Raw genomic sequence first — 24,534 nt, forward strand, 5'->3', positions numbered from 1 at the left:
TACGCGACCAACGGCTACGGCAGCAACGTCGAACTGCGCCGATTAGATCCCGCATCATTCCGGTTCTCCCACTTCGCGTGTTCGATCCGGCGACGCTAGAGCCGGAGGTCAACGCGGCTTGGAGCCAATTCAAGACCTCGCTGGACTCCCGCCGCCACGGCCTGAACCGCAACTGAGGCCGCCGATCGCGTCGTCAACTAGACCCTTGGACCTCGCTCACTGCTGAACGGTCGCAGGCCCCTCGACCCACCGCCGAGCCCCTACCCCCGCGGGCCGGTAGCCGTAGTGGTCGGCCCCTCCCTCCGCCCCGAGCACCGCGGCCTTGTGGCGCACCACGTCCCGCACCGCGGCCAGCGCCGGCGGGCAGATGTCCAGCGGCTCGCGCTGGGCGGGGTCGGCCAGCACCTCGCGCAGCTTGGTGAAGTACGCCGTCTTCATGTCCGCCGAGATGTTGACCTTCGCCACGCCACGCTTGACGGCCTCCGACACCTCGGAGTCCACGGCGCCAGACCCACCGTGCAGGACCAGCGGGATCCCCACGGTGTCGGTGATCCGCTCGATGAGGTCGAGCTTGAGCTCGGGCACGAACCCGGGCGGGTAGACGCCGTGCGCGGTACCGACGGCGACCGCCAGCATGTCCACGCCCGTGGCGTCCACGAACTCCTTCGCCTGGCCGGGGTCGGCGTAGACGAAGTTCTGCATCTCCTCCAGCGAGCGCGGGTCGCGCGGTCCGATGGTGCCGATCTCGCCCTCGACCGACACCCCCACCAGGTGGGCCATCTCGACGACCGTGCGGGTGACGGCGATGTTCTCCTCGAACGGCAGCAGCGACCCGTCGATCATCACCGAGGTGAAGTCGTGGCGGAGCGCGGCGGCGGCCTGCTCCACGGTCGCGCCGTGGTCCAGCTTGATCGCCACGGGCACGGAGGCCGAGCGGGCCATCGCGAAGACCGACGCGAGGAACTGGTCGCCCACGAACGCCCAGTCGTCGGGGTGGATGAGCAGGATGACGGGCGAGCCGACCTCCTCGCTGGCGGCGAGCACGGCCGTCAGCATCCCGAAGTCGCTGATGTTGTAGGCGGGGACGGCGAACCCGTGCGCGTAGGCGGGGGCCACGACGTCGCTTCCGGTGAACAGCATGAGGTGGTCTCTTCTCTCGAGTGCGGCGGGAGCCGGGTCAGGCCTTGACGGCGCCGGCGGTCATGCCGCTGACGAACTGTCGCTGGAAGAACAGGAACAGGACGAGGACGGGCACGCTTCCGAGCACACTCATCGCCATCATCTCGCTCCACTGGAACGAGTGCTCGCCCATGAGGAGCTGGATCCCCACGGGTACGGTGCGGTTGGACCGGCTCTGCGTGAGGGACAGCGCGAACAGGAACTCGTTCCACGCGACCATGAAGGTGTAGGCGCCGACGGAGACGATGCCGGGGCGCGCGGCCGGGACCAGCACCTGCCACAGCGCGCGGAGCGAGCTGCCGCCGTCGACCTTGACCGCCTCGTCCAGCTCCTTGGGGATGGTGTTGAAGTACCCCGTCATCATGAGGATCGCGTACGGGATCGTGGCGACCATGTACGTGAGGATCAGCGCCCACAGGGTGTCGTAGAGCTTGAGCCAGACCACGAGCCCGAAGTAGGGGATGAGCAGCGTGATCGGCGGGACGGCCTGCACCGAGATGACCACGGTGTTGACCAGACCCTTGAACGGGAACTGGAACCGGCTCAGGGCGTAGCCGGCCATGATCCCGGCGAACAGGGTCAGCGCCACGACCGCCAGGGCCACGGTGTAGCTGTTGGCGAAGAACCGGAGCTTCTCGCCGCTGCTGAGGATGCCGGCGTAGGCGTCCATGGTGAACGTCTCGGGCAGGAACGTCGGCGGGTACTGGAAGATCTCGGTGTTCGGCTTGATCGAGCTCAGCAGCATCCACAGCGCCGGGAAACCGGCGAACAGGGCGCCGAGCGACAGCCCGATCCACAGCCCGACCTTCTGGGCCCTCTGGGACCGGCCGCGCGTCGCGATGGTGGACATGTCAGTCCCTCGCCTTCTGGTGGCGGACGTAGAACAGGGCGACGATCGCCGAGATCAGGAACAGGACGACGCCGCTGGCCGACGCCATCGAGAACTGCCGCTTCGAGAACGCCAGGTTGTACGTGTACGTGGCGACGGTCTCGGTGGCGTTCAGGGGTCCGCCGCCCGTGGCCAGGAAGATGATCGGGAACTGCTGCAGATTCCAGATGAAGTCGAGCATCGCCATCGCCAGGATGATCGGCATCAGCTGCGGGATGGTGATGCTGAAGAACCGGTGGCGCCACCCCGCGCCGTCGATCGCCGCCGCCTCGTACAGGTCGCTCGGGATGCCCTGCAGGCCGGCGAGCAGGCTGATCATGAAGAACGGGTAGCCCGCCCACACGTTGATGAAGATGACGGTGCCGAGCGCGAGGGCGGGGTTGGAGAACCACTCGACCCTCGTGCTGATGAGGTTCAGCGTCTGCAGCACGTAGTTGATGACGCCGTTGGGGTTGAGCAGCAGCTGCCACAGGATCACCACGATCGAGGCGGTGAACACCCACGGCAGGATGAAGACCACGCGGAACAGCGCCGACGCCACCCGCGGCAGCAGCCCGCTGTTCAGCATCATCGCGAACGTGAGGCCCAGCACCAGGTGCAGCACGACGGAGGTGACCGTGAAGATCCCGGTCTGGCCCAGCGCCTTGCGGAAGATCGGGTCGCCCAGCAGCGTGGCGTAGTTGTCCAGGCCCACGAACTCCGGGTCGCGCACCATGATCACGTTCGACAGCGTCGAGTACGCGAACACCATGACCACCGGCACGGCCATCATGACGAGCATCACGAGCAGCGTGGGGGACAGGTAGCCGTAGGCCGTCAGGCCGGACCGCCACCAGCGGCGCGAGCGGGGACCGGTGCGAGATCGCTCCGGGGTCGGCAGGGGGGTGTGAGGTCGTGTTGTCGTCGCTGACATCGCTCTTCCGCTGATTCGGACGGTTGGGGGTGGGGGAGGTCGACGGGTGCCGGCAGGAGGGTGCCGGCACCCGCCGACGGTCTACTCCCCGCCGAGGACGTCGGTCCAGTACGTCTGCAGGGACTCCTGCGTCTCGGGGACGTCCGCCTCACCCTGGAGGAGGCGGACGAGGTTCTCGTTGAGGTTGCGGTTGAGGTCGAGCGCGAGCGGCAGGCCCTCGAGCTCGGTGACGAACTCGCTGGAGGAGTACACGTCGAACGCCTTCTGGTACAGCTCGTCACCGTCCACGAAGCCGGGCACGGAGGCGGCGTTGCCGGGGAAGCCGGTGGCCTCGCCCGCGAGCTCGGAGTTCACGTCCTCGCTCACGAGCCACTGCACGAGCTCCCACGCCTCCTCCTTGTTCTCGCTGTTCTCGGCGATGCCGAGGCCCCAGCTGGCGCCGGCGATGCCCGTGGACTCGCCCTCCTGCGCGGGAACGGAGCCGATGGAGAAGTTCAGGTCGGGGTTGGCCTCGCGGATGCCGGCGATGTGGGCCAGCGAGCCGATCATGAACGCGTTGCGACCGGCGGTGAACTCCTCGACCTTCTGCTGCTCCTGCTGCGTGAACGCACCCGGGGTGACGTAGCCGCCGTCGTACTGACCCTTGAGGAACTCGAGCCACTCGGCGATCTCCGGCGTCTCGAAGTTCGCCTGACGGTCCTCCAGCATCCGGTCGCCGGAGGCCCACAGCCAGGACTGCGAGTCGAAACCGGCCGGGGACTGCACGTTGATCGGCAGCGACCAGGCGTAGACGTTGCTGTCGGGGTCGGTCACGGCGGCGGCCGCCGTGTCGAACTCGTCCCAGGTGGTCGGGAGACCGTCGATCCCGGCCTCCTCGAGCAGGTCGGTGTTGTAGTACATCGGGTAGGCGAAGTTCAGCGCGCGGACCATGTAGGTCACGCCGTCGATCTGGTCGTTGCTGACGAGCTCGGCGGGGTCGAAGCCGGCGTCGTCCATCAGCGCGCTCAGGTCGGTGATCGCGCCCTGGTCCTGGAGGTCGTAGACGCTCGCGCCGTTGATGGCGACGATGTCGGCCAGGGTGCCGGTGGCGGCGGCCGTGGTCTGGAGGTCGACGGTCGCGGAGTAGGGGTTCGAGATCAGGTTGACCTTGATCCCGGGGTGCTCCTCCTCGAAGCGGTCCATGAGGTCGCGCATCACGCCCTCGCCGAGCTCGACCTCCCACCACTGGCTGAAGTCGAGGGTGACGTCCTCGCCGGAACCCGAGCCGGAGCCGGAACCCGAACCGGAGCCCGAGTCGTCGCCGGCCGAGCAGCCGGCGAGCACGAGAGCGACGGCCGCGGCGGCCGTGACGAACGCAGTGGATCTGCGGTGCATCGAAGTTCTCCTCTTTGAGATGGGCGGGCCACCCGGGGAGGGGTGTTCGAAGGATCATTCCGTCGAACGTGGCCAAGAGCGACAGTAGCCGAAGGTATTCGGAAGCGCCAGTCTTTGTTACAGGTTCGATTTACCGCAGTGTCGGGGTTCGCCGACGAGGCCACCGCGCGGTGGCGGAGCGGGGTGCGTCAGGCCAGGAGGAGCTCGACGCCGGAGGCCCGGATGGCGTCCTGCGTGCTGGCGGGCATCGCCTCGTCGCTGACCACGGTGTCGAAGCGCGAGACGTTGACGACCTTGTGCCGGTCGAGCGTGAACCACTTGGAGGAGTCCGCCAGGAGCACGCGGCGGCGCGAGGCCCCGATGAGCGTGCGCTTGGACTCGGCGATGTCGAGCGAGCCCTCCACGACGTCGTGGTCGGCGTCCATCCCGCCGGCGCCGACGAACGCGACGTGCGCGATCTCGCCGTCGAGGCCCTGCTGCCGCGACGAGCCCACGGTCGCCGCGATGTGCGGGACGAGGCGGCCACCGAGGAGCCGCACCTGGATCCCGGCGACCTCCATCAGCGCGAGGCCGACGTTGACCCCGGGCGTGAGGACCACGAGGTCCTGGAAGACCGGAAGGTGGCGGGCCAGGGCGAAGATCGTGGTGCCGGAGTCGAGGATGACCGTGGTGTGGTCGGCCACGAGCGAGGCCGCTGCGGCGCCGATGCGCTGCTTGGCCTCCACGTTCTGGCTCGAGCGGACGTCGAAGCCCATGAGCGGGGTCTCCGACATCGTGACCCCGCCGTGCACGCGCGCGACGCGGCCCTGCTTCTCCAGGACCTCGAAGTCGGTGCGGATCGTGACCTCGGAGACGCGCAGCTCGTCGGCGAGGTCACGGGTGCGAGCCGTGCCCCGCTCGAAGACGGCGGTCATGATGGCCTCACGGCGCTGGGAAGCGTGCACCCTCGGAGGCTACACGGATACGCAAGCGAACGAAGGCCAGACGCAAGTTTTCGCTACGACGTCGCGCCGACCGCCGCGTCCATCTCCCGGCTCGATCGCACCGGCACCCGCGTGCGGCCGGGCATCTCCTCGGCGCCGGACCACCACCCGATGCTCGCCCCGGCGACGGCGGCGCACCCTCGCGTGGCCGCCTCCGGGACGGTGGAGACCTCGATCGCCCTCGGCCCCAGGGCGAGCTTGGCCTCGCGCCAGCGGCGCGAGCGCAACCCGCCGCCGGTGAGCACGGTCGCCCCGGCGGCTCCCGACACCGCCCGCGCGAGCGCCTCGCCCTCGTTGGCCAGCAGCACGTAGGCGTCCATCAGGTCGCCCCACGCGTGAGCATCCCTCGGCCCGACGGCGGAGCGTCCCTCCTGCAGCGCGCCCAGGTCGGCCGCGGTGAGGTCGGGGGTCGCGCTCGGCGGGCCTGCGCCGTCGTCGAGCGCCTGCCGGTCGAGGTCGGCGCCGTCGAGGAAGGTGCGCATCGCGAGCCCCGGGCGCATGCGCTCCCACACCGCCAGCGGCGCGCCCGTCGAGGGCCACAGCTCGAAGGTGAGGTCGGTGTCGCGATCGAGGTGGGCGACGAGCTGCGCGCGCGTGAGCGGGGGGTCGGTCGGGAGCGCGGCGATGATCGCCTCGCCGGTCCCCATGGAGTCGAAGACCTCGCCCACGCGGACGCCGGACCCCACCGCGGCCACGGGATGGTCGTGGCCGGCGATGACGACGCGCGCCCCCGGTGACAGGCCGAGCGATCGCGCGAGCTCACCGTCGGCCGGCGCGCCGAACCCCGGCGGCCGCACGGGTGCGAGCGTGACGTGGCCGAGCCCGGCCGCGACCCAGGCGTCGGAGAGGTACCGGCGCTCCAGCAGGTCGTAGACGCCGCTGGTGGTGGCGAGGCCGGCCTCCTGCCACACCTCGCCCGTGAGCTGGAACGCGAGCGCGCCGCACAGCCCGACGAACGCACCTGGCGGCACGCAGCCCCTGCTCGCGTGCGCGTGGGCCAGCTTCGTCACGGTGGAGGTGGTGCGGAAGTGCCGCGCCGTGAGGTCGCGCAGGTGCGTGGCGCCGAAGCGGTCCTCGAGCGCGGTGGCGACGTCGGCCCCCCGGTCGTCGTACCAGGCCGGGAAGTCGAGCGGGGCGAGGCCGTCCGGGGTGACGACCGTTCCGGTCTCGCCCATGGAGGTGAGCCCGACGGCGGCGACCGGTCCCGCGCGGAGGGCGGCGACGGCGTCGTGCGCCGCCGCGAGGAGGTCCAGGACCGGGAAGTCGTCACCCGCCGCGCCGCGCACGACGGGGGTCTCGCGCGCCTCGAGCGCGACCATCTCCCCAGCCGCGTCGTAGGCCGCAGCCTTGATGCGCGAGCTCCCGAAGTCGACCCCGACCACGACCTGCGATGCCATGCTCGCTCCCTTGCGAATCGGAACCAAAAGAAGACCCAGAGGTTTCGTTCTGTTATCGTAACGGCTCGTGGAGCGCGTTCGCTCCCACCGACACCGCCGTCCGGAACTGAGAGGCCACCACGATGACACTGTGCTCCCTGCGGGAAGTGCTCGACCACGCCCGAGCCGGCGGATACGGGGTGGGCGCGTTCAACGTCACCGACATCGAGCAGGTGGAGGCCGTGCTCGACGCGGCGGCGTCCACGGGCTCGCCCGTCATCGTGCAGACGATCGCCGGGGCCTCCGCCTTCGCCTCGGACGAGCTCTACTGGGACCTGCTGCTGCGCACGGTCGACCACTACCCGCAGGTGCCGGTCGTGGTGCACCTCGACCACGGTCCCGACGCCGAGACGTGCAAGCGGGCCATCGACGCCGGCTTCTCCAGCGTGATGATCGACGGCAGCCTCGACCCCGTCACGCACCAGCCCACGAGCTTCGAGGCGAACGTGGCGGTGACGAAGGAGGTCGTGGCCTACGCCCGCGAGCGCGGTGTCTCGGTCGAGGCCGAGCTCGGCACGATCGGTGGCTCGAAGGACGGCGCGACGCACGCCGAGATCGTCCTGGCCGACCCCGAGGAGGCCGCCCGGTTCGTGGCGGAGACCGACGTCGACGCGCTCGCCGTCGCCATCGGCACCTCGCACGGCGCCTACAAGTTCACGAGCCCGCCCGACGGCACCGTGCTGCGGATGGACCTCATCGAGACGATCGCCGCGCTCATCCCCGACACCCACCTGGTCATGCACGGCTCCTCGTCGCTGCCCGCCGACCTGCGCGAGATCATCAACGCGCACGGTGGCGGCCTGCCCGAGTCCTGGGGCGTGCCCGAGGAGGAGAAGGCCCGCTCCACCAAGCTCGGCGTCACGAAGATCAACCAGGGCATGGACTCCCACATGGCCTACGCCGCCGCGATGCGCGTGGCGCTCGCGGCCGACCCGCTGGCCGCCGACCCAGCGCCCGCCGCACGGGCCGGACGCGCCGCGATGTCCGCGATCATCGCCGAGCGGATGGCGGTGTTCGGCCAGGCCGGCCGTGCCGCGGACTACACCGCGACGCCGGTGCGGGAGCCGGCGGCGCTCAGCCTGGCCTGAACCGGCGGGAGCGGAAGCAGGACGACGGCGACCCTCGAACCCGTCCCCCGCCAGCCACCCCACTCTCGTTAGCCTCGTGTGGTCGTCGTGCAAGGAGAGGTTCTCGATGGTGATCACGATCCCGCCCCCTCCGGTGACCGTGCCGGAGATGGAGGCGACGTCGTCGTGCTCGGCGGTGGGCGACAGCGTGCTGTCCGCGGCCAAGGATGCGCGCGCCGTCGCGGACGCCGCAGGCGACGGCGCGCAGAGCCTGACCTGGGAGGGCATGGCCGCCGAGGCCGCTAACCACGCGATGACGGCGCTGACGAACGGGATCGGGGACGCCGCCTCGGCCCTGTGGGCGGTGGTGCCCGAGCTGGACGCCTACGCCGAGGCGATCACCGACCTCGAGGCGCGGCACGGCGAGCTCGTGACGCTGCGGTCCCAGCTGGTCTCGGACCGCGACGGCCTCGTGTCGGACGTGAACGCGAACGACGACCCAGGGAGCTCGCTCTGGCTGCAGTTGCGGGCGACGGCGCTCACCGTCTCGATCGAGGCGTTCGGCATCTCTGTCCAGGACCTCTCGACCGAGCTGACGGCGGCGGAGGACGCGGTGATCGCCGCCCTCCAGGCCGGGGACACCGCGGCCGAGGCGCGCGAGTTCCGCGCCGCCCGGCCGCCAGAGCTCCAGGACGCCGTCGACGCCCTCGTGGAGTCGGGGGTGCTCCCGGAGGAGATGCGGTTCTCCTCGGCGGCCGAGCTGCAGGCGTGGCTCGAGGCCAACCCCGCGGCAGCAGGCGCCCTGGTGGACGGTGGCGCGCCGATCGTCGGCGACGCCACCACGCTGGAGCAGCTCGTCGCCTCGGGCGCCACGATCGAGGATATCGGCGCGGTCTTCACCGGCATGAGCGGGGAGGAGCTGGCCCTGCTCGCGACCCTCTACCCCTCGCTGATGGGCAACACCAACGGGGTGCCGTTCGACGCCAGGGCGCTCGCCAACCGCGTCACGATCATCGACGCGCTGGCCGACGAGCGCGTCCTGCTGGAGGAGATGGGCGCGCAGCACGAGCACCACCAGAGCGACTGGGACTGGTTCGGGGCGAACAACGACACGCTCGAGGGCCCTCTCGCGGACACCGAGAACCGCATCAGCCTGTACGAGTCGATCCTGAACGGCGACCGCACGATCCTGTTCTTCGAGCCCGCCACGCACGATGCGGACTTCACCCGCACGTACGACGGCGCGATCGCCGAGCTGCACGGGGCGATCAGCGCGGACACCCAGAACGTCGGCGTCCTGGTGCCCGGGACCGGATCGCACCTGGGCAACTTCAACGGCACCGCCGGGCACGCGGACGAGTTCCAGGCCGCGGCGGGTGACGGCACCGCGATGATCTCGTGGATGGGCGGGGACTTCCCCAACGACGTCGCCGCGGCCAACTCGCGGCACAGCGTCGACCTCGGGCCGCGCCTGGCGGACTTCTCCGAGGCGGTGCGCCAGGAGACCGGCCGGGTCGGGGCCGACGGGGCCACCACCACCTACCTGGGCCACTCCTACGGCGGCGCCGTCGTCGGGCTCGCGGAGACCCACGGCCTGGACGCGGACCGCGTCGTGCACGTGGAGTCGGCGGGCACCGGGCACGACGTCTTCTCGCCGTCGGACCTGCCCGCCTCGCAGCAGGACGTGCAGCGCTTCTCGATGACCGCCCCCTACGACCCGATCTCGGCCGCCCAGGGGATCCAGTCCAGCGAGGAGAGCCTCGGCGTCACCGACTACGGCCTGGGTCACGGCGCGGATCCCGACGAGTTCGACGGCGTCGTGCGCCTCCACACCGGCGACTACGCGAACGGCGAGCCGCTGACCGGTCTCCCCGCGCACTCCGACGTGTTCGACAAGGGCTCGGACGCGTGGACGAACATGCTCGGCGTCATCGTCGGCGGTGAGGTGGAGACGTACCGCACCCCGATCACGGACGAGGGCGCCGGCATCGGCGGCATCGACCCCGTCCTCGGTTGGAACGACGACGGCACCACCTACGACGTCGGGGCCGGCTGATGCGGCCGCGCACCCCGATCGCCGTCGTCCTCGTGCTGACCGCCCTGACCGTCCTGACCGCCTGCACCTCGGAGGAACCCGTGCCCGTCGACCCCGCCGTCAGAACCTCGATCGAGGACTCCACCCAGCAGGCCATGACCGCCGTCGCGGAGCAGCTCGGGACCGAGATCAGCGTGCGCCGGCAGGAGTGGCTGACGTGCATGGACGCGCTCGAGGACGGCGACGCCGAGGAGTACGTCTACGGCCTGCGGGTCGAGCTCATCGGGCAGGAGACGTTCGAGGAGGTAGCCGAGCGGCTCCGCAGCCACTTCGAGGCCGCCGGGTGGACCTGGCGCGACACCGACCCCACCCTGAGGATGGTCCGCCTCGGCCAGGGCGGCTACATCGTGGCCGCCTCGATCTTCGTCGACGACGGCTACGCCTCGATCACCGGCGGCGCCGGCTGCATCGGCACGATCGAGGACGTGCCCGAGCAGAACCGGCCGAGCTCGTGAGCTTCGAGGTCACCCCCGCGGAGCTGCAGGGCGCGGCCGGGACGTGGGAGGACTACGGCGAGACCCTCGGTTCCGCCAACGCCCACCTCGGCACCGCGCAGGACTCGACGGCGGCGATGGGTTCCCGGGTGCAGGCGGCCGCCGACGCGTTCCTGACCCAGTGGAAGACGACCGTGGCGGACGCGGCCACCGCGGCGGCGTCGAACTCCGTGGCCCTCTCGGGCGCGGCCGAGGCCTACGACGCGATCGACGCCGAGCAGGGCGCCGAGCTGCAGCGGCTGATGCCCTGGGCGGGCTGACGCATGACCACATCCGATGCCACCCGCTCCCTCGACGTCGAGATCACCGGGCCGTTCGGTATCCGGGGCAGCCTGAACCAGGCCGAGGCGCGGATCGTCGCCGTCGAGGGCCTCACCGTGGCGCACGTCGAGCTCATGGCGACGTCGAAGCGCGGCGCCGCCCTGCTCGACGACGCCATGACCCTCACCCCGGACGGCCTCGAGATCCGGCTCCCCACCATGTCGGAGGCGATCGCCGCGCAGGGGCTCTGGCGCGGACTCGCCTCCGGGGCGTCGTGGGGGCTGCGGGTGGAGGCGCGCGTGCCGGCCGGGAGCTGGCTCGACCTGCGCTCGAAGGTCGCCTCGCTCAAGACGAAGGGGCGGTTCGGCTCGGTCCGCTGGGTCTCCAGCTTCGGCGACGTCAGGCTCGAGCGGACCGAGTTCCTCAGCGCCGACATCGGGATGGGCAACCTCACGATCGGCTGCTGCGACGCGGCGGAGATCACCGGCGGCGCGGGCGACGTCACGATCACCGAGGTCGGCGGCTCGCTCACGGTCGACGGCGGTGCCGGTGACGTGCGGGTGCGGACACTGCGAGGCACCGCCACGATCCGCACGGGGCTCGGGGACGTCACCCTCGGCGAGGTGAGCGCGAGCGGCGGCACTGCGAACGACGACGGTGACCCGGAGGCCGCCGACGTCCGCGTCTCCTGCACCGCCGGCGACGTCAAGATCAAGGAACTAGCGGCCGGGTCGGTCCGACTGAGCACGGCGATGGGCGACGTGACGGTGGGCGTGGCGCGCGGGTCGGACCTCGTGGCCGTCGACCTCCGCTCGGGGTCCGGCAGCGCCCGGTGCAAGGTCCCGGTCGCACCCGATCCCCAGGTGGGCGGACCACCCGACGCCCCGCTCACGTGGGGCACGCCACCGCTCGGCGTGCGCATCCGCGCGACGTCCAGCTCGGGCGACATCACCGTGCGTCACTCGCGCCGGGGCAAGCGCGACCGGGCGTAGCTCTCCATGGTGCGCCGACCCGCGCCGAGCGACGAGGGTGTCGCGCGGGTAGGGCGGGGCGTGACTACCCCGCCCAATCCTCCGTGCCCGTCCGGACCACCGAGCCCGAGCGCGCGGCCTCCGTCATCGCCAGGCTGATCAGGTGGTCCTGGCTCGCCTCGGCGAGCGGGTAGGGCGCGGGGCCGGCACCCGCGACCCACGCCGCGGTCGCGCCGAGCAGGGACGCCACGGCGATCTCGTCGTCGGCCAGACGAGCGCCCTGGAACGGGTTGCGGAACAGGACCTCCCCGTCGAGGCTCAGGTGGTCCAGGTCGAAGCCCTCGAGGTCCTGCTCGATGCCCGCCTGGCGACGCGCGAGGCGTGACTCGACGACGGTGCGCGGTCCGGCGAGCCGGACCACGCGGTCGTCGACCATCTCGCCCCGGCTGCCCCGCACCACGATGCGGTTGGTGCGCAGCGGGTTGTGCCACTGGTTGTCCGTGAAGTCGTACAGCGCGCTGCGTCCCGAGGCGAAGCCGAGCGTCGCCAGGGTGGTCTCCGCGTCGCGCGGCTCGTCGTCGTCCGTCCAGCCCTGGCGGTTCATCACGTCGACGAGCGGCGCGGTGGACACGTGTGCGGAGACCGCCACGTCCTCGAACCCCACCCCGAGCAGCGCTCGGATCACCGCGACCGCGTGGTAGCCGTGCGTCGAGGAGATCTGGACGGATCCCGGCGTGCCGATCAGGCCGCGCCGGACCGCCTCGACGCGGGCCGCGTGGGCCGGCATGAACGGGCTGTGCTCCGCGACCTGGACCAGGCCGGATCCGCCGACGGCCGCCCACAGCTCGCGCAGGGCAGGCACATCAGGAGCCGGCGGGGTCTCCGACAGCACCGGCACGTCGCGTGAGACCAGCTCGCGGATGACGCCCGGCGCCACCTCGTGCGGCACCGACACGACGGCGAAGTCCGGGCGGTCGGCGGCCAATGCCTCGGCCACGGTCCGCCAGGTCGGCACGCCCCAGGCTCGCTCCACCTCGGCGCCCCGCTCGGCGCTGCGGCTGACGACCCCGGTGACGGCGAACCGCTCCGGCAGCTGCCGAGCCACGCGGAGGAAGAACGCGGCACGCCAGCCGCTGCCGACGACGGCGAAGCGGGCCGGGCCGGCCGCCGGCGGTGTGGCGGGAGTGGCTGCTGCGGCGGTCGGCGTCATGGACTGCTCCGTCTGTCGGACACGTGGGGGACACCTCAGTATGAGGACGCGGCACCGCCGTCCCGATCCGACGCGCGGATGCGCGAGAGTGATCTAAACAGCCAATTTCCGTCAGAACCTTGCATCAGGACGCCCCGCCGTAGAAGATGGCGCCATGACACGCATCACGTTTCTGGGCGCCGGTTCGGCCGTCTTCACCCGCCAGCTGCTCGTCGACATCCTTCGTTACGACGACCTCCCCGAGCTCGAGATCGCCCTCCAGGACATCGATGCCGATCGCCTGGAGATCGCTCGCGGCACCGCGGAGCACGTCGCGCAGCGGATGGGCAGGCCCGTCCGGGTGGTGGCCTCGCTCGACCGGCGCGAGATGCTTGAGGGCGCGACCGCCGTCGTCATCATGATCCAGGTCGGCGGCGTCGACGCGACGCGGGTCGACCTCGAGATCCCGGCCCGCCACGGCCTGCGCCAGACGATCGGTGACACGACCGGCATCGGCGGCGTCTTCCGCGGTCTGCGGACCTTCCCCGTCATCTCCGAGATCGCCCGGGACGTGCGCGAGGTCTGCCCCGACGCGTGGATCCTGAACTACACCAACCCCATGACGCTGAACGTGTGGTGGTGGTCCGTCGTGGCTCCGGAGGTCAAGGTCGTCGGGCTGTGCCACTCCGTGCACTGGACCGCGAACGACCTCGCCGAGCTCGTCGGTGTCCCCTTCGAGGAGACGGAGTACTCCGCGGCGGGCGTCAACCACCAGGCGTGGATGACCGAGTGGACGCGCGACGGCGAGAGCCTCTACCCCCTGCTGGAGGCCAAGCTCGCCGAGGACCCCGAGCTGCTGCGCCGGGTGCGCGTGGAGATGTACCGCCGCATCGGCTTCTACCCCACCGAGACGTCGGAGCACTCCTCGGAGTACCTGCCGTGGTTCCTGAGGTCCGACGAGCAGGTGGCGAAGTACCGCCTCGAGCCCCTGGTCTACCTGGGCATCTCCGCGCAGAACGTCGCCGAGGTCGAGGAGGCCCGTCGACGACTGGCCGCCGGCGAGCCGCTCGACCTCCCCGACGAGGGGGCCGCCGAGTACGCGCCGCAGATCATCCACTCGCTGCTGACCGGCACGGAGCGCAAGATCCACGTCAACGTCCCGAACGCGGGCTACATCGACAACCTGCCGCAGGGTGCGGTCGTGGAGGTGCCGGCTCTGGTCGACGGCGACGGGGTGCATCCCAGGAGCGTGGGGGCGATCCCGACGGCCGGGGCGGCGCTGAACCGGACGATGCTGTCGGTCGCGGAGCTGACGGTCCAGGCCGCGCTCACGGGCGACCCGCGTGCCGTGCGGCAGGCCGTCCTGGTGGACGGCAACGCCTCGGCGACCCTCACGCCGGAGCAGATCTGGGCGCTGTGCGACGAGCTGACGGAGGCGCACCGCGCCCTCCTGCCCCGATCCCTCGGTGGCGAGGTCGACCTCGTCCTGCCCTAGGACGTCACGCCGGACGCCCACGGCTGTGGGACCGGCGCGACGAACGAGGACCTCCGACCGGGGGCGTGGCTTGTGACGAGCCCGCTCCCGGCCGGGGGTCCTCGTCGTCCCACGGGTCGGTTCCGGGACCCGACGGCGGCTATTCCCAAGCGATGCGGAAACCCTCTACACTCACTTCATGAGCGAAACACCGGGTTATCGATCAGAAGCGAGCATCGCGCAGGCCTCTGAGTCGGCGGGTGGCCTGCGGGTGGCCGTCATCGGCGTCGGGGCCAGATCGGGGATCGCCCGCCACGTCGCCACCGTCCGCCCCGGCTCGGCGGTGGTGGCTGCCGCCGACATCCACCAGGCCGGACGTGACCGAGCCCGTGCGAACTTCGGGGACATCGCCGTCCACGACGACACCGCTCAGCTGATCGAGGCCGGCGGGTTCGACGTCGCGATCGTGACGACGCCCGACGACACCCACGCCGAGATCGCGATCCAGCTCCTGCGCGCCGGGATGCCCTCCTACGTCGAGAAGCCCCTGGCGATCTCCCTCGAGGACGCCGACGCCGTGCTCACCGCCGCCGCCGAGACGCGGACCCCGCTCTACATCGGGCACAACATGCGGCACTCGGCCTTCGTCAAGGTCATGCGCGACGTCATCGAGCGGGGCGAGATCGGCGAGGTCAAGGCGATCTGGGTGCGCCACTTCGTGGGCAACGGCGGGGACTACTACTTCAAGGACTGGCACGCCGACCGCTCGCGGTCGGGCACGCTCCTCCTCCAGAAGGCCAGCCACGACATCGACATCGTCCACTACCTCGCCCGGGGCTACACCCGCCGCGTCGTGGGCATGGGAGACCTCATGGTCTACGGGGGGGTCACCGATCGCCGGGACCGTGAGGGTGAGCTCATGTCGGACTGGTTCTCCTTCGACAACTGGCCCCCCGCGGCGGCCACCGGCCTGAACCCCGTGGTGGACGTCGAGGACGTCTCGATGATGATGATGACGCTCGGCAACGGCGTGATGGCCAGCTACCAGCAGTGCCACTTCACCCCGGACTACTGGCGCAACTACACCGTCATCGGCACCGAGGGACGGCTGGAGAACTTCGGCGACACCAACGACGCCGTCGTCCGGGTGTGGAACCGCCGGCACGAGTGGCAGGTCGAGGGCGACGTCGAGTACCGGGTCGTGGGGGTCGACAGCGGCCACGAGGACGCGGACGTGGAGTCCATGCGCGAGTTCGTCGACCACGTCGTCGACGGGAAGCCCACGGTCGTCTCACCCCTCGCCGCCCGCGAGGCCGTCGCCGCCGGATCGCTCGCCGCGGTGTCGCTCCGTGACGGCTCGCGACCGATCGACGTCCCCGAGCTCCCCGCCCACGTGGTCGAGCACTTCCTGCGCATGGCAGCCCCGCAGGGCTGATCCCCACCCCTCGCCGGCCGCCGCCCGTGCGCGCCGGCGACGACCTCACGAACGAAGGAACGACAGACATGAGTGTGAAGCTGCTCGAGATGGTCCGGGCCCACAAGTCGGGCACCCCGGTGGGCATCGCCGCCGTGTGCTCGGCGCATCCGCTGGTGCTGCGCGCCGCCATCGCCAAGGCGGCCCAGGACGGCACGCCGGTGCTGATCGAGGCCACGAGCAACCAGGTCGACCAGTTCGGGGGCTACACCGGCATGAAGCCGGCGGACTTCCGCGACCTCTGCCTCACGATCGCCGCCGAGGAGGGCCTGCCGCGGGACCTGCTGATCCTCGGCGGCGACCACCTCGGCCCGAACCGGTGGCAGAAGGAGCCCGCCGAGCAGGCGATGGCGAAGGCGCTCGACCTCGTCGCGGCCTACGTCGCCGCCGGGTACGAGAAGATCCACCTCGACTGCTCGATGGCCTGCGCCGACGACACGACGCCGCTGTCGGACGAGGTCGTGGCGGAGCGGGCGGCACGCATGCTCGCCGTCGCCGAGAAGACTGCGTCCGACGCAGGGCTGGCGCACCGTCCCGTCTACGTCATCGGCACGGAGGTGCCCGTCCCCGGAGGGGCGCACGAGGAGCTCAGCGACCTCGAGGCGACGTCGCCCGACGCCGCCCGCGCCACGGTCGCCGCGCACCGCCGCGCGTTCGAGGCGCACGGGGTGCTCGACGCGTGGGACAGGGTCATCGCGCTGGTCGTCCAGCCCGCCGTGGAGTTCGACCACCTCCGCGTGATCCAGTACGACCGCAGCCGGACCGAGGAGCTGCGCCACGCCCTCGACGACGAGCCCACCATGCTGTTCGAGGCGCACTCGACCGACTACCAGCTCCCCGAGCGGCTCCGCGAGCTGGTCGGCGACCACTGGTTCGTGATCAAGGTCGGTCCGGGCCTGACCTTCAACCTCCGCGAGGGGCTCTTCGCCCTCTCCCACATCGAGGACGAGCTGGTCCCCGCCGAGAGGCGCTCCGACCTGCGGTCCGTCGTGGAGTCCACCATGGTGGCCGACCCCGACCGCTGGAGCTCCTACTACGAGGGCGACGAGGACGCGCAGCGCATCCAGCGCCGCTACTCCTACTCCGACCGGCTGCGCTACTACCTGCCGGACGCGGCCGTCGAGGCCGCTCAGGAGCGGCTGCTCGACAACCTCTCAGCGATCACGATCCCGCTCCCTCTCATCAGCCAGTACCTGCCCGTGCAGTACGACCGGGTGATGTCCGGCGAGCTGAGCAGCGATCCCCGGGCGCTCGTGATGGACCGCGTGACCGATGCCCTTCGTCCCTACGCCTACGCCTGCAACCTCCAGGAGGTCGGAGCATGACCGCTACGTTCACCGAGCTGTTCCGAGCTCTCGACGTCGAGGGGTCCGAGCACACCGCTCGCGAGATCCTCCAGCAGCCGGCCGTGTGGCGCAGGGTCGCCGACGTCATCGGCTCCGCGCGCGCCGAGATCGAGGCGAAGATCGCCCCGCTCGTGCGGCGCCCGGACGTGCGCATCGTCTTCACCGGGGCCGGCTCGTCCGCCTACGTGGGGGACACCATCGCCCCGTCGCTCGCGGAGCACGGTCGACCGGCCGAGGCCGTGGCGACGACGGACATCGTCGCGAACCCGCGGGCCGTGTTCGCCGGTGACCGGCCCACGCTCCTCGTCTCGTTCGCCCGCTCGGGCAACAGCCCGGAGTCGGTCGCCGCGACGGAGCTCGCCGACCAGCTCCTCTCCGAGGCGCACCACCTGATCATCACGTGCAACGCCGAGGGGCGACTCGCCGTCGACCACGCGGGCCGCGAGCGCTCGACCGTCCTGCTGCTCCCGCCCGAGACGCACGACAAGTCCTTCGCGATGACCTCGAGCTTCTCCTCGATGCTGCTCGCCGGGTGGCTGATCACCTCCGACGCGGACGACGCAGACGTGGAGGCGACGTGCGCGCAGGTGGCGACAGCGGGCGACGCGCTCCTCGCGACCCGCGTGAACGAGCTCGAGAAGCTCGCCTTCACCGAGCCGGGGCGCATCGTCTACCTCGGGTCGGGCGCCCTCGCCGGTGCCTCCAACGAGGCGGGCCTGAAGATCCTCGAGCTCACCGCGGGCAAGGTCGTCCCGTGGTCGGACTCCTCGCTCGGCTTCCGGCACGGCCCGAAGGCCGTGCTCGACCCGACGTCGCTCGCGATCCTGCTCGTCTCCGGCGACTCCTACACGCGCCGGTACGACCTCGACATGGCGCGAGAGATGGCGGCGGCCCTCCCGGCCGGGCGCCTCCTGGTGCTCTCGGCCGATCCGGTCGAGGTCGACGGCGCCACGGGCTGGTCCTTCCCGGAGCTGTCCGGTGCGGGAGACGTCCCCGTGGCGCTCCTGGCGGTCATGGTCGCGCAGGTCATCGCGCTGTTCTCCTCCGTCGGCCTCGGCTGCACGCCGGACAACCCCTTCCCCGGCGGCAGCGTCAACCGCGTGGTGGAGGGTGTCGTCATCTATCCCCTGGAGGGCTGAGCCCGTGACGGCGCAGACCCCTCCCCTCACCCTGGTCGCGGACGGCGTCGTGCGGGGGGCCACGGTGACCGGCCCCGCCTGGGTCCAGGTCGCCGCTGGACGCATCGCGGCGGTCGGGGAGGGTCCGGCTCCGGATGCGCTCGGCGAGACGGTACGGGTCGAGGGAGTGCTCGCCCCCGGGTTCGTCGACATCCACCACCACGGCGCCAGGGGTCACGACTACGGCGTGGGGTCGGTCGACGACGCCCTCGCCGTCGTCGAGCACCACCACGGCCGGGGTTCGACCACGCTCGTCGCCTCGCTCGCCACGCTGCCGCTCGACGTGCTGGAGCAGCGGCTCGACATCCTCGGCGGACTGGCTGCGGCCGGCCACCTCGCGGGGATCCACCTCGAGGGTCCCTACCTCGACGCCGGTCACCGGGGGTGTCACGCCCCTGAGCTGCTGCGCCACCCGTCGGTGCCCGAGCTGCGGCGGCTCGTGGCAGCCGCGCGTGGATCGCTGCGCATGGTGACCCTCGCCCCCGAGCTGCCGGGCGCCCAGGACGCCATCCGCTACCTCGTGGGCGAGGGCGTCACGGTCGCCGTCGGCCACACCTCCTGCACCGCGGAGCAGGCCCGGGCGGCCTTCGACGCGGGCGCGACGGTGCTCACCCACGCCTTCAACGGCATGCCGTCCCTGCACCACCGCGAGCCCGGGCCGCTCGGCGCGGCCCTGTTCGACGAGCGCATCACGATCGAGCTCATCCTCGACGGCCACCACGTCGCCCCCGAGCCGGCACGGCTGCTCGCCACCGTGGCGCCGCACCGGCTGGCGCTGATCTCCGACGCCATGGCGGCCACGGGGATGGGCGACGGCGCGTACACGATCGGTGGCACCGCCGTCGTCGTGGCGGACTCCGTCGCACGCGCATCCTCGAACGGCTCGCTCGCCGGCAGCACGATCGCCGTGGCCGACGCCGTCACCGCGGCCGTGCAGGTGCTCGGCATGGACGTGGCCGCCACCGTCGCCTCCGCGTCGACGATTCCGGCCAGGGCGCTCGGCCTGGCGGAGCCGAGGATCGCCACGGGCGAGGTGGCCGACCTCGTCGTCGTCGCCGACGCCCGGGTCACCCGCGTCGTGCGCGGTGGGCGGTTCCTCGCGTGACGGAGCAGCTGCCCGTGGACGGCGGGGCCGCCGTGCTGGCCGTCGTCGCCACGCCCGAGCTGCCGACCCGTGAGCTCCTGGCGGTCGCCAGGGCGGCCGAGGAGTCCGGACTGGGCGAGCTGTGGCTCTGGGAGGACGTCTACCGGCAGTCCGCCGTCGCCCAGGCCGGTGCCGTTCTCGGCGCGACGGAGCGGCTGCGGATCGGCCTCGGCGTGATGCCCGCACCGCTGCGGCACGTGGTGCTCGCGGCGATGGACGTCGCGACCCTCGTGGAGATGTTCCCCGGGCGGCTGACGCCGGGGATCGGGCACGGGGTGCAGAGCTGGATGGAGGAGATCGGCGCGAGGGCCGCCTCGCCGCTCACCCTCCTGCGCGAGTACTCCCAGGCGCTGCGTCCACTCCTGCACGGGGAGGCGGTCACGAGCGACGGCCGCTACGTCCACCTCGGGGATGCCCGGCTCGTCTGGCCCCCCGCCTCGGCGCCGCCCCTCTACGTCGGCGCCCACGGTCCCCGGACACTCCGCCTGGCGGGCGAGGTCGGGGACGGCGTGATCTTCCAGCTGGGGGTGTCTCCCGACGACGCCCGCAGCGCGCTCGTCACGGTGGGCGAGGGGCGTGCCGTGCGAGGTCACGACGGATGGTTCGGCGTGTGCGCCTACGTCGGCGTCGACGCCGACCTGCGCGCCGAGGGAGCCGCCGCGACGGCCGCGCACCTGCAGCGGTGGGTCGACGCCGGCGCGACGACCGTCGCCGTCGTCCCCGTCACCCCGGACGGCGAGCCCGACATGTCCGACGCCGCGGGAACGGCCGCCTGGCTGGGCGCCGAGGTCCGACCGCTGCTGGCCGGAGACTCCCTCCGCTCCTCGAGCACGAGGGACGAACGATCGTGAGAGTGGCTCAGGACCTGGACTTCACCGAGGACCCGGTGGACGTCCCCAACCCCGACCGCGGTCCCTACCGCGGGCGCTGGCAGTGGGTGGAGACCCGCTTCGGCGCGACGCCGGAGGTGGACCACCGGGTGCCGGTCGCGCCGCGGACGCCGACGTTCCACGGCGCGACGCTCGTCGCGCCCGGTGTCGTGGGGGTCGTCGAGGGCGACGACCTCGAACCGACCGAGTTCTTCGACGGGCACGACCGCAGCCCGCTCTACCTCGGGGGCACCGGCGTCAGCGCTGCACCGTCCGTCTCCTTCCTGGGCTTCGACCTGTGCCACTTCTCCTCCAACGCCTTCCTGAGCCGGGCGGACGGACGGGCGTTCGACGCCGAGCTGACCGCCGCGGGCGGCGTGCCCACGCGCGAGATGTTCCTCGGGCGGACCGGAACCACGGCCCCCCTGACCTCCTACGCCCTCGACGTCGTGCGGCGCACGCTCCAACGGGTGCGCGACGGCGCGGGCACCGCGCTGGTGAAGCTCTCCTACGACGGCAACGGCTTCAACTTCGTCGAGGGCGGCGCGGACGAGCACCTCATCTGCGGTCCTGAACCGACGCACGTCACACCGAACAACCCCTCCGCCACGTGCGACGTCCCCGGGCACGAGGACAAGTCCTGGATCGAGCTCCACCTGTGGCAGCTCGCGCCCGTCCTGCACGAGTACGAGGACGTCATCACCTGCGTCAAGACGGGGATGCTCGGACCGTGGGGCGAGCAGCACTCCTCGCCGTGCGCGCAGGACCCCGCCGCCTACGCGAGCCTCCTCGACGCCTACCTCGCCGCGGTGCCCGCGAGCCGCCCCCTCCTCACCCACGTGGGCGGCTACCTGGCCTGGTACAACGCGACCCACGGCACCCGGCACACCTTCCACGACCTCGACCAGCTGCCGGTCCCCGAGCCCGGGAGCCCCGAGTCCAGGTTCGGCCACTTCCACGACAGCTACGCCGCGGGCCACGAGCCCGGCGGCGGGTGGACCGACCACGGGTCGCTGTCCGAGGGCGCCGAGATGCTCGTCGGACCCGGCGCCGAGACGGGGTACGACCGCCACGGTGTCGTGTCCTGGGTGGGGCGGCAGGGAAGCGTCGTGCAGGGCGAGGGCGGCCTGGCGCCGAACGTCTTCTCGCGCCTGCCGGGCGCGATCATCGAGGCGCAGCGCCTCGGCACGACCCTGCTCAACATGCGCCACGGCGCGTACAGCACGTGGAACGACGTCGAGTACACCGAGGAGACGGTGACCGCCCCCGTCACGTTCCCCGGGCGCCACGACGGGGGCGAGCCACCGTTCTCGGGGCGCACCGCACGCGCCGTGTTCGACCCCGTGTACGCGGGACGGACCGGGCTGGAGTTCATGCGCGACCGTCTCGGCTACCGCCTGGTGCTGCGCTCGTCCGAGCTGACCGACGTCGTCGACCCCCGCACGGGTGTCCTCGAGTGCTCCGGCCACGTGCAGAACGTGGGCTTCGGCGGCGTCGTCAACCGCAAGCAGGTGGTGGTCGTGCTGCGGGCCGTCGACGGGTCCGCGTGCGTCACCGCCCCGACGGACCTGGACGTGCGCGACTGGCGCCCGGCTCCCGACGGGGACAACCGGCCGGGCAACACCGACGCCTGGCACGCCTACCGGGTCCCGGTCGGCATGGCGGCGTTCGGCGCGGTCGCGCCGGGCGACTACGACGTCCACCTGCGCATCGCCGACCCGAAGGAGACCACCGCGCACCGCCGCGGCCTCCGGTTCGCGAACCGCGGCACCTGGGTCGCCGAGCTGGGCGCCAACCGCGTCGGACGCGTGACGGTCCGCGCGTGACGGCGGAGACGACGGAGGACGCCTACGGCGGCCGCCGGGCCGTGCGGCGCAACGCGTTCCTGTTCTTCCTGGACGGTGTGACGTTCCAGCCCTCGCTGGCGCTCATCTCGATGGCGGCGGTGGTCCCGCTGCTCCTGGAGCACCTGGGGGCGTCCACGGCGCAGTTCGCGATCGCCACGAGCGTCGTCTCCGTCGGCACGTTCATCTCGCAGCCGTACTTCGTGTCCCTGTGCTCGAGGTCGCGCCGGATGGGGAAGACGTTCGCGCGCGTGCTGCTGCTGCAGCGGTTCCTGTTCCTCGCCTTCGTCCTGGCCATGCCGCTCCTGGCCTCGCACCACGGCCTCATGACCTGGGTCTTCCTGGCGTCCTGGACGATCTTCAACGTGCTGGCCGGGTCGGGCACGCTGTTCAACGTGCCGCTGGTGCTCAAGCTGCTGCCGCCGCGCAAGCGTGCCGGCCTGCGAGGGGTGGGGATGGCGGGCGGGAGCATCATCGCGCTCGCGGCGACGGCGCTGATCCCGATCACGATCGCGCGCATCCCCTTCCCCGGCAGCTACATGGTGCTGTTCGGGATCGGGCTGGTGTTCCTGTTCGCCAACGCGGCGGGGTTCTGGTTCATGGACGAGCGCGACGACGTGGAGCCTCGCGTGCCGATGAAGGTCTCGGAGTACCTCAGGGACGTCCCCGGCACGCTGCGGCACGACGCGACCTTCCGCGCGATGGTGACGTCGTGCGTCTTCCTGGTGGTGGCGAACTCGCTGCTGCCCTTCTACACGCTGCACGCGATCCGGACCTTCGCGGCCGGCGAGGACTACGTGGCGCTGCTCGCGTCGCTGGCGATCGTCACGGGCGTCGCGGTCAACCTCACGTTCGGGTTCATCATCGACCGCCGGGGGCCGGTGGCGCTCTCCCCGATCGCGGCCGTCGCCGCGACCGCCGCCGGGGTGGTGGGGCTGGTCGGTCACTCGCTCGCGGCCCTGTCCGTCGCATGGGTGCTCGCGAACGTCGCCAGCGCCTGCTACATGAAGACCACGATGCTCATGCTCGGCGACGTCAGCCCGAGCGGCAAGGCACCGTCCTACGTCGGCATCCTGTTCTCGATCTCGATGCTCGTCTCCGGCGTCGTGGTCCTCGCCCTGGCACCGCTGCTCGACGCGATCGGGTTCACGGCGCTCTTCGTCATCGTGGGCGGCTGCGGTGCCGTGGCCTGGTTCTGGAACGCGCGCGTGTTCCAGCCGCGGCTGGCGCGCTCCCGTCAGGCTTCGCCGACCCACTGACGCGGCGCGCTCACCCGCCCGCTGCGCGCAGCGCCGGGATCAGCCGGCGGGCGTTGTCCCCGACCACGTCAGCCACGTGCTCGGCCGACAGGTCGAGGGCGGAGATGCGCCAGCGCCCGGTTCCCGGCGGATCCTCGGGTCCGTAGGCGAAGTGCTCGTCGGCGGTGGCCAGGAAGCGGTAGTAGGTCGCGTAGGCCTCGGCGCTGGGGGGTGCGACGTCCGTGCCCAGGAGAAGACGTCCAGGGTGGTCCTCGATGAGCCGCTTGGCCCGGCGGGGCTGACGACCCAGCTCGGCGATGCGCGCGGCGATGTCGCCGTTGAAGTTCGGGTACGTGCGGAGCATCCGGTCGACCCAGTCCAGGTCCTCGGCGACGCAGCCGACGTGGGCCCCGATGAACGTCACGTCGGGGTTGGTCGCGACGGCGGTCTCCAGCGCCTCCAGGAGGCGGGCCATGGTCGGGAACCCCGGACCCAGGAAGTGCCAGTCGGGGTGCTGCAGCAGTTCCTCGACGCGCTCGTTGTGACGGTCCAGCGGGGTGAAGAACGCGGCAGGGTCGGCCGTGTGGACCGTGACGGGGAGGTTGCCCTCCGCCGCGGCCCGCCACATGCCCTCGAGGCGGGGGTCGTCCAGGAGCACGCGTTCGCCCCGTTCGTCCTCGAGGCGCAGCCCGATGTCCTTCCACAGCTTGAGCCCGGTGGCTCCACGGGCGGCGGAGTCGGCGACGGACGCGGCGATCCTGTCGGGCCAGCCGGGCGTCGCGGTCTCGCTCCAGTCGACGCGGCAGAAGGTGGCGAACCGGCCGGGGTGCGCGCGGTCGTAGCGGTCGAGGTTGGTCTCGAGCTCGTCGGTCCAGCACCCGTCGAGGTTGACGATCGTGGCGACGTTGCGCTCGTCCATGACGCCGATGAGCGCCTCGACGTCATCGACCCGCCACTCGCCCGTGTGCCAGCGGCCCAGGTGGTTGTGCGCGTCCACCGCCGGGGTCGAGCAGCGCAGCACCTCGGTCTCGGTCGTCGCGATCATCGGACGCGGCGCGAAGTCGCGCAGGCGGAGGTCGGTGAGATCCGGGGCGGTCATCGTGGACTCCTTCGCGG

At 71.7% G+C, this 24,534-nt stretch carries 21 protein-coding genes; 13 read left to right on the forward strand and 8 right to left on the reverse strand.

The window, feature by feature from the left end; translation table 11 throughout:
* Positions 1-216: 216 nt before the first annotated feature.
* The 6 genes from SERN_RS05690 to SERN_RS05715 form a co-directional block, all read right to left on the reverse strand.
* Positions 217-1,140: a ketose-bisphosphate aldolase gene (locus tag SERN_RS05690; protein WP_135849174.1), complete on the reverse strand. Its 924-nt coding sequence runs from the start codon at positions 1,138-1,140 to the stop codon at positions 217-219.
* 37 nt (positions 1,141-1,177) lie between these two features.
* Complete coding sequence (locus tag SERN_RS05695) at positions 1,178-2,029, reverse strand: carbohydrate ABC transporter permease (protein ID WP_135849175.1); 852 nt, start codon at positions 2,027-2,029, stop codon at positions 1,178-1,180.
* A gap of 1 nt (position 2,030) precedes the next feature.
* The gene (locus tag SERN_RS05700; protein ID WP_135849176.1) at positions 2,031-2,981 is read right to left on the reverse strand and encodes a carbohydrate ABC transporter permease; all 951 of its coding nucleotides are present in this window, start codon (positions 2,979-2,981) and stop codon (positions 2,031-2,033) included.
* Between the two features lie 81 nt (positions 2,982-3,062).
* Complete coding sequence (locus tag SERN_RS05705; protein WP_135849177.1) at positions 3,063-4,355, reverse strand: ABC transporter substrate-binding protein; 1,293 nt, start codon at positions 4,353-4,355, stop codon at positions 3,063-3,065.
* Positions 4,356-4,543: 188 nt separating this feature from the next.
* Positions 4,544-5,299, reverse strand: a complete 756-nt coding sequence (locus SERN_RS05710; protein ID WP_135849178.1) for a DeoR/GlpR family DNA-binding transcription regulator — start codon at positions 5,297-5,299, stop codon at positions 4,544-4,546.
* A gap of 53 nt (positions 5,300-5,352) precedes the next feature.
* Entirely contained in the window at positions 5,353-6,735 is a 1,383-nt protein-coding gene (locus SERN_RS05715) for an FGGY family carbohydrate kinase (RefSeq protein WP_135849179.1), read from the reverse strand.
* A 122-nt stretch (positions 6,736-6,857) separates the two neighbouring features.
* On the opposite strand from SERN_RS05715, the gene SERN_RS05720 reads away from it, so the two are divergent.
* From SERN_RS05720 to SERN_RS05740, 5 genes are all read left to right on the forward strand, one after another.
* On the forward strand, positions 6,858-7,862 hold the full coding sequence (locus tag SERN_RS05720) for a ketose-bisphosphate aldolase (protein ID WP_135849180.1): 1,005 nt from the start codon (positions 6,858-6,860) through the stop codon (positions 7,860-7,862).
* Between the two features lie 106 nt (positions 7,863-7,968).
* Positions 7,969-9,897, forward strand: a complete 1,929-nt coding sequence (locus tag SERN_RS05725) for an alpha/beta hydrolase (RefSeq protein WP_135849181.1) — start codon at positions 7,969-7,971, stop codon at positions 9,895-9,897.
* Positions 9,897-10,391, forward strand: coding sequence for a hypothetical protein (locus SERN_RS15265; protein ID WP_158292580.1), 495 nt, complete (start codon positions 9,897-9,899; stop codon positions 10,389-10,391). The genes SERN_RS05725 and SERN_RS15265 overlap by 1 nt, the downstream gene beginning before the upstream one ends.
* Entirely contained in the window at positions 10,388-10,690 is a 303-nt protein-coding gene (locus tag SERN_RS05735) for a hypothetical protein (protein WP_135849182.1), read from the forward strand. The genes SERN_RS15265 and SERN_RS05735 overlap by 4 nt, the downstream gene beginning before the upstream one ends.
* Before the next feature lie 3 nt (positions 10,691-10,693).
* Positions 10,694-11,683: a DUF4097 family beta strand repeat-containing protein gene (locus SERN_RS05740; RefSeq protein ID WP_135849183.1), complete on the forward strand. Its 990-nt coding sequence runs from the start codon at positions 10,694-10,696 to the stop codon at positions 11,681-11,683.
* 64 nt (positions 11,684-11,747) lie between these two features.
* Here SERN_RS05740 and SERN_RS05745 read toward each other — a convergent pair whose 3' ends face one another.
* Positions 11,748-12,872 (reverse strand): Gfo/Idh/MocA family protein, encoded by a 1,125-nt coding sequence (locus tag SERN_RS05745; RefSeq protein WP_135849184.1) that lies wholly within the window; start codon positions 12,870-12,872, stop codon positions 11,748-11,750.
* A gap of 154 nt (positions 12,873-13,026) precedes the next feature.
* Here SERN_RS05745 and melA point away from each other — a divergent pair, with 154 nt between their 5' ends.
* The 8 genes from melA to SERN_RS05785 all read left to right on the forward strand — a co-directional run bounded on the left by melA (position 13,027) and on the right by SERN_RS05785 (position 23,439).
* Positions 13,027-14,346 carry an alpha-galactosidase gene (gene melA, locus SERN_RS05750; protein ID WP_135849185.1) on the forward strand — a complete coding sequence of 440 codons (1,320 nt, stop codon included), beginning with the start codon at positions 13,027-13,029 and terminating at the stop codon, positions 14,344-14,346.
* 178 nt (positions 14,347-14,524) lie between these two features.
* A complete protein-coding gene (locus tag SERN_RS05755; RefSeq protein WP_135849186.1) occupies positions 14,525-15,760 on the forward strand; it encodes a Gfo/Idh/MocA family protein in 1,236 nt (411 codons plus the stop codon).
* A gap of 68 nt (positions 15,761-15,828) precedes the next feature.
* Positions 15,829-17,124, forward strand: coding sequence for a D-tagatose-bisphosphate aldolase, class II, non-catalytic subunit (locus tag SERN_RS05760; protein ID WP_135849187.1), 1,296 nt, complete (start codon positions 15,829-15,831; stop codon positions 17,122-17,124).
* Entirely contained in the window at positions 17,121-18,284 is a 1,164-nt protein-coding gene (locus tag SERN_RS05765; protein WP_135849188.1) for an SIS domain-containing protein, read from the forward strand. Before SERN_RS05760 ends, SERN_RS05765 begins: the two co-directional genes overlap by 4 nt.
* A gap of 4 nt (positions 18,285-18,288) precedes the next feature.
* Positions 18,289-19,428, forward strand: coding sequence for an N-acetylglucosamine-6-phosphate deacetylase (locus SERN_RS05770; RefSeq protein WP_158292581.1), 1,140 nt, complete (start codon positions 18,289-18,291; stop codon positions 19,426-19,428).
* Positions 19,425-20,318 carry an LLM class flavin-dependent oxidoreductase gene (locus SERN_RS05775; RefSeq protein WP_233251500.1) on the forward strand — a complete coding sequence of 298 codons (894 nt, stop codon included), beginning with the start codon at positions 19,425-19,427 and terminating at the stop codon, positions 20,316-20,318. The genes SERN_RS05770 and SERN_RS05775 overlap by 4 nt, the downstream gene beginning before the upstream one ends.
* 2 nt (positions 20,319-20,320) lie before the next feature.
* A complete protein-coding gene (locus SERN_RS05780; protein ID WP_135849190.1) occupies positions 20,321-22,162 on the forward strand; it encodes a DUF4832 domain-containing protein in 1,842 nt (613 codons plus the stop codon).
* The gene (locus tag SERN_RS05785; RefSeq protein WP_135849191.1) at positions 22,159-23,439 is read left to right on the forward strand and encodes an MFS transporter; all 1,281 of its coding nucleotides are present in this window, start codon (positions 22,159-22,161) and stop codon (positions 23,437-23,439) included. The genes SERN_RS05780 and SERN_RS05785 overlap by 4 nt, the downstream gene beginning before the upstream one ends.
* A 10-nt stretch (positions 23,440-23,449) precedes the next feature.
* Here the strand turns inward: SERN_RS05785 and SERN_RS05790 are convergent, their stop codons facing one another.
* On the reverse strand, positions 23,450-24,517 hold the full coding sequence (locus SERN_RS05790; protein ID WP_135849192.1) for an amidohydrolase family protein: 1,068 nt from the start codon (positions 24,515-24,517) through the stop codon (positions 23,450-23,452).
* Positions 24,518-24,534 lie beyond the last annotated feature (17 nt).

It is taken from the genome of Serinibacter arcticus, assembly GCF_004786095.1.
Classification (GTDB): domain Bacteria; phylum Actinomycetota; class Actinomycetes; order Actinomycetales; family Beutenbergiaceae; genus Litorihabitans; species Litorihabitans arcticus.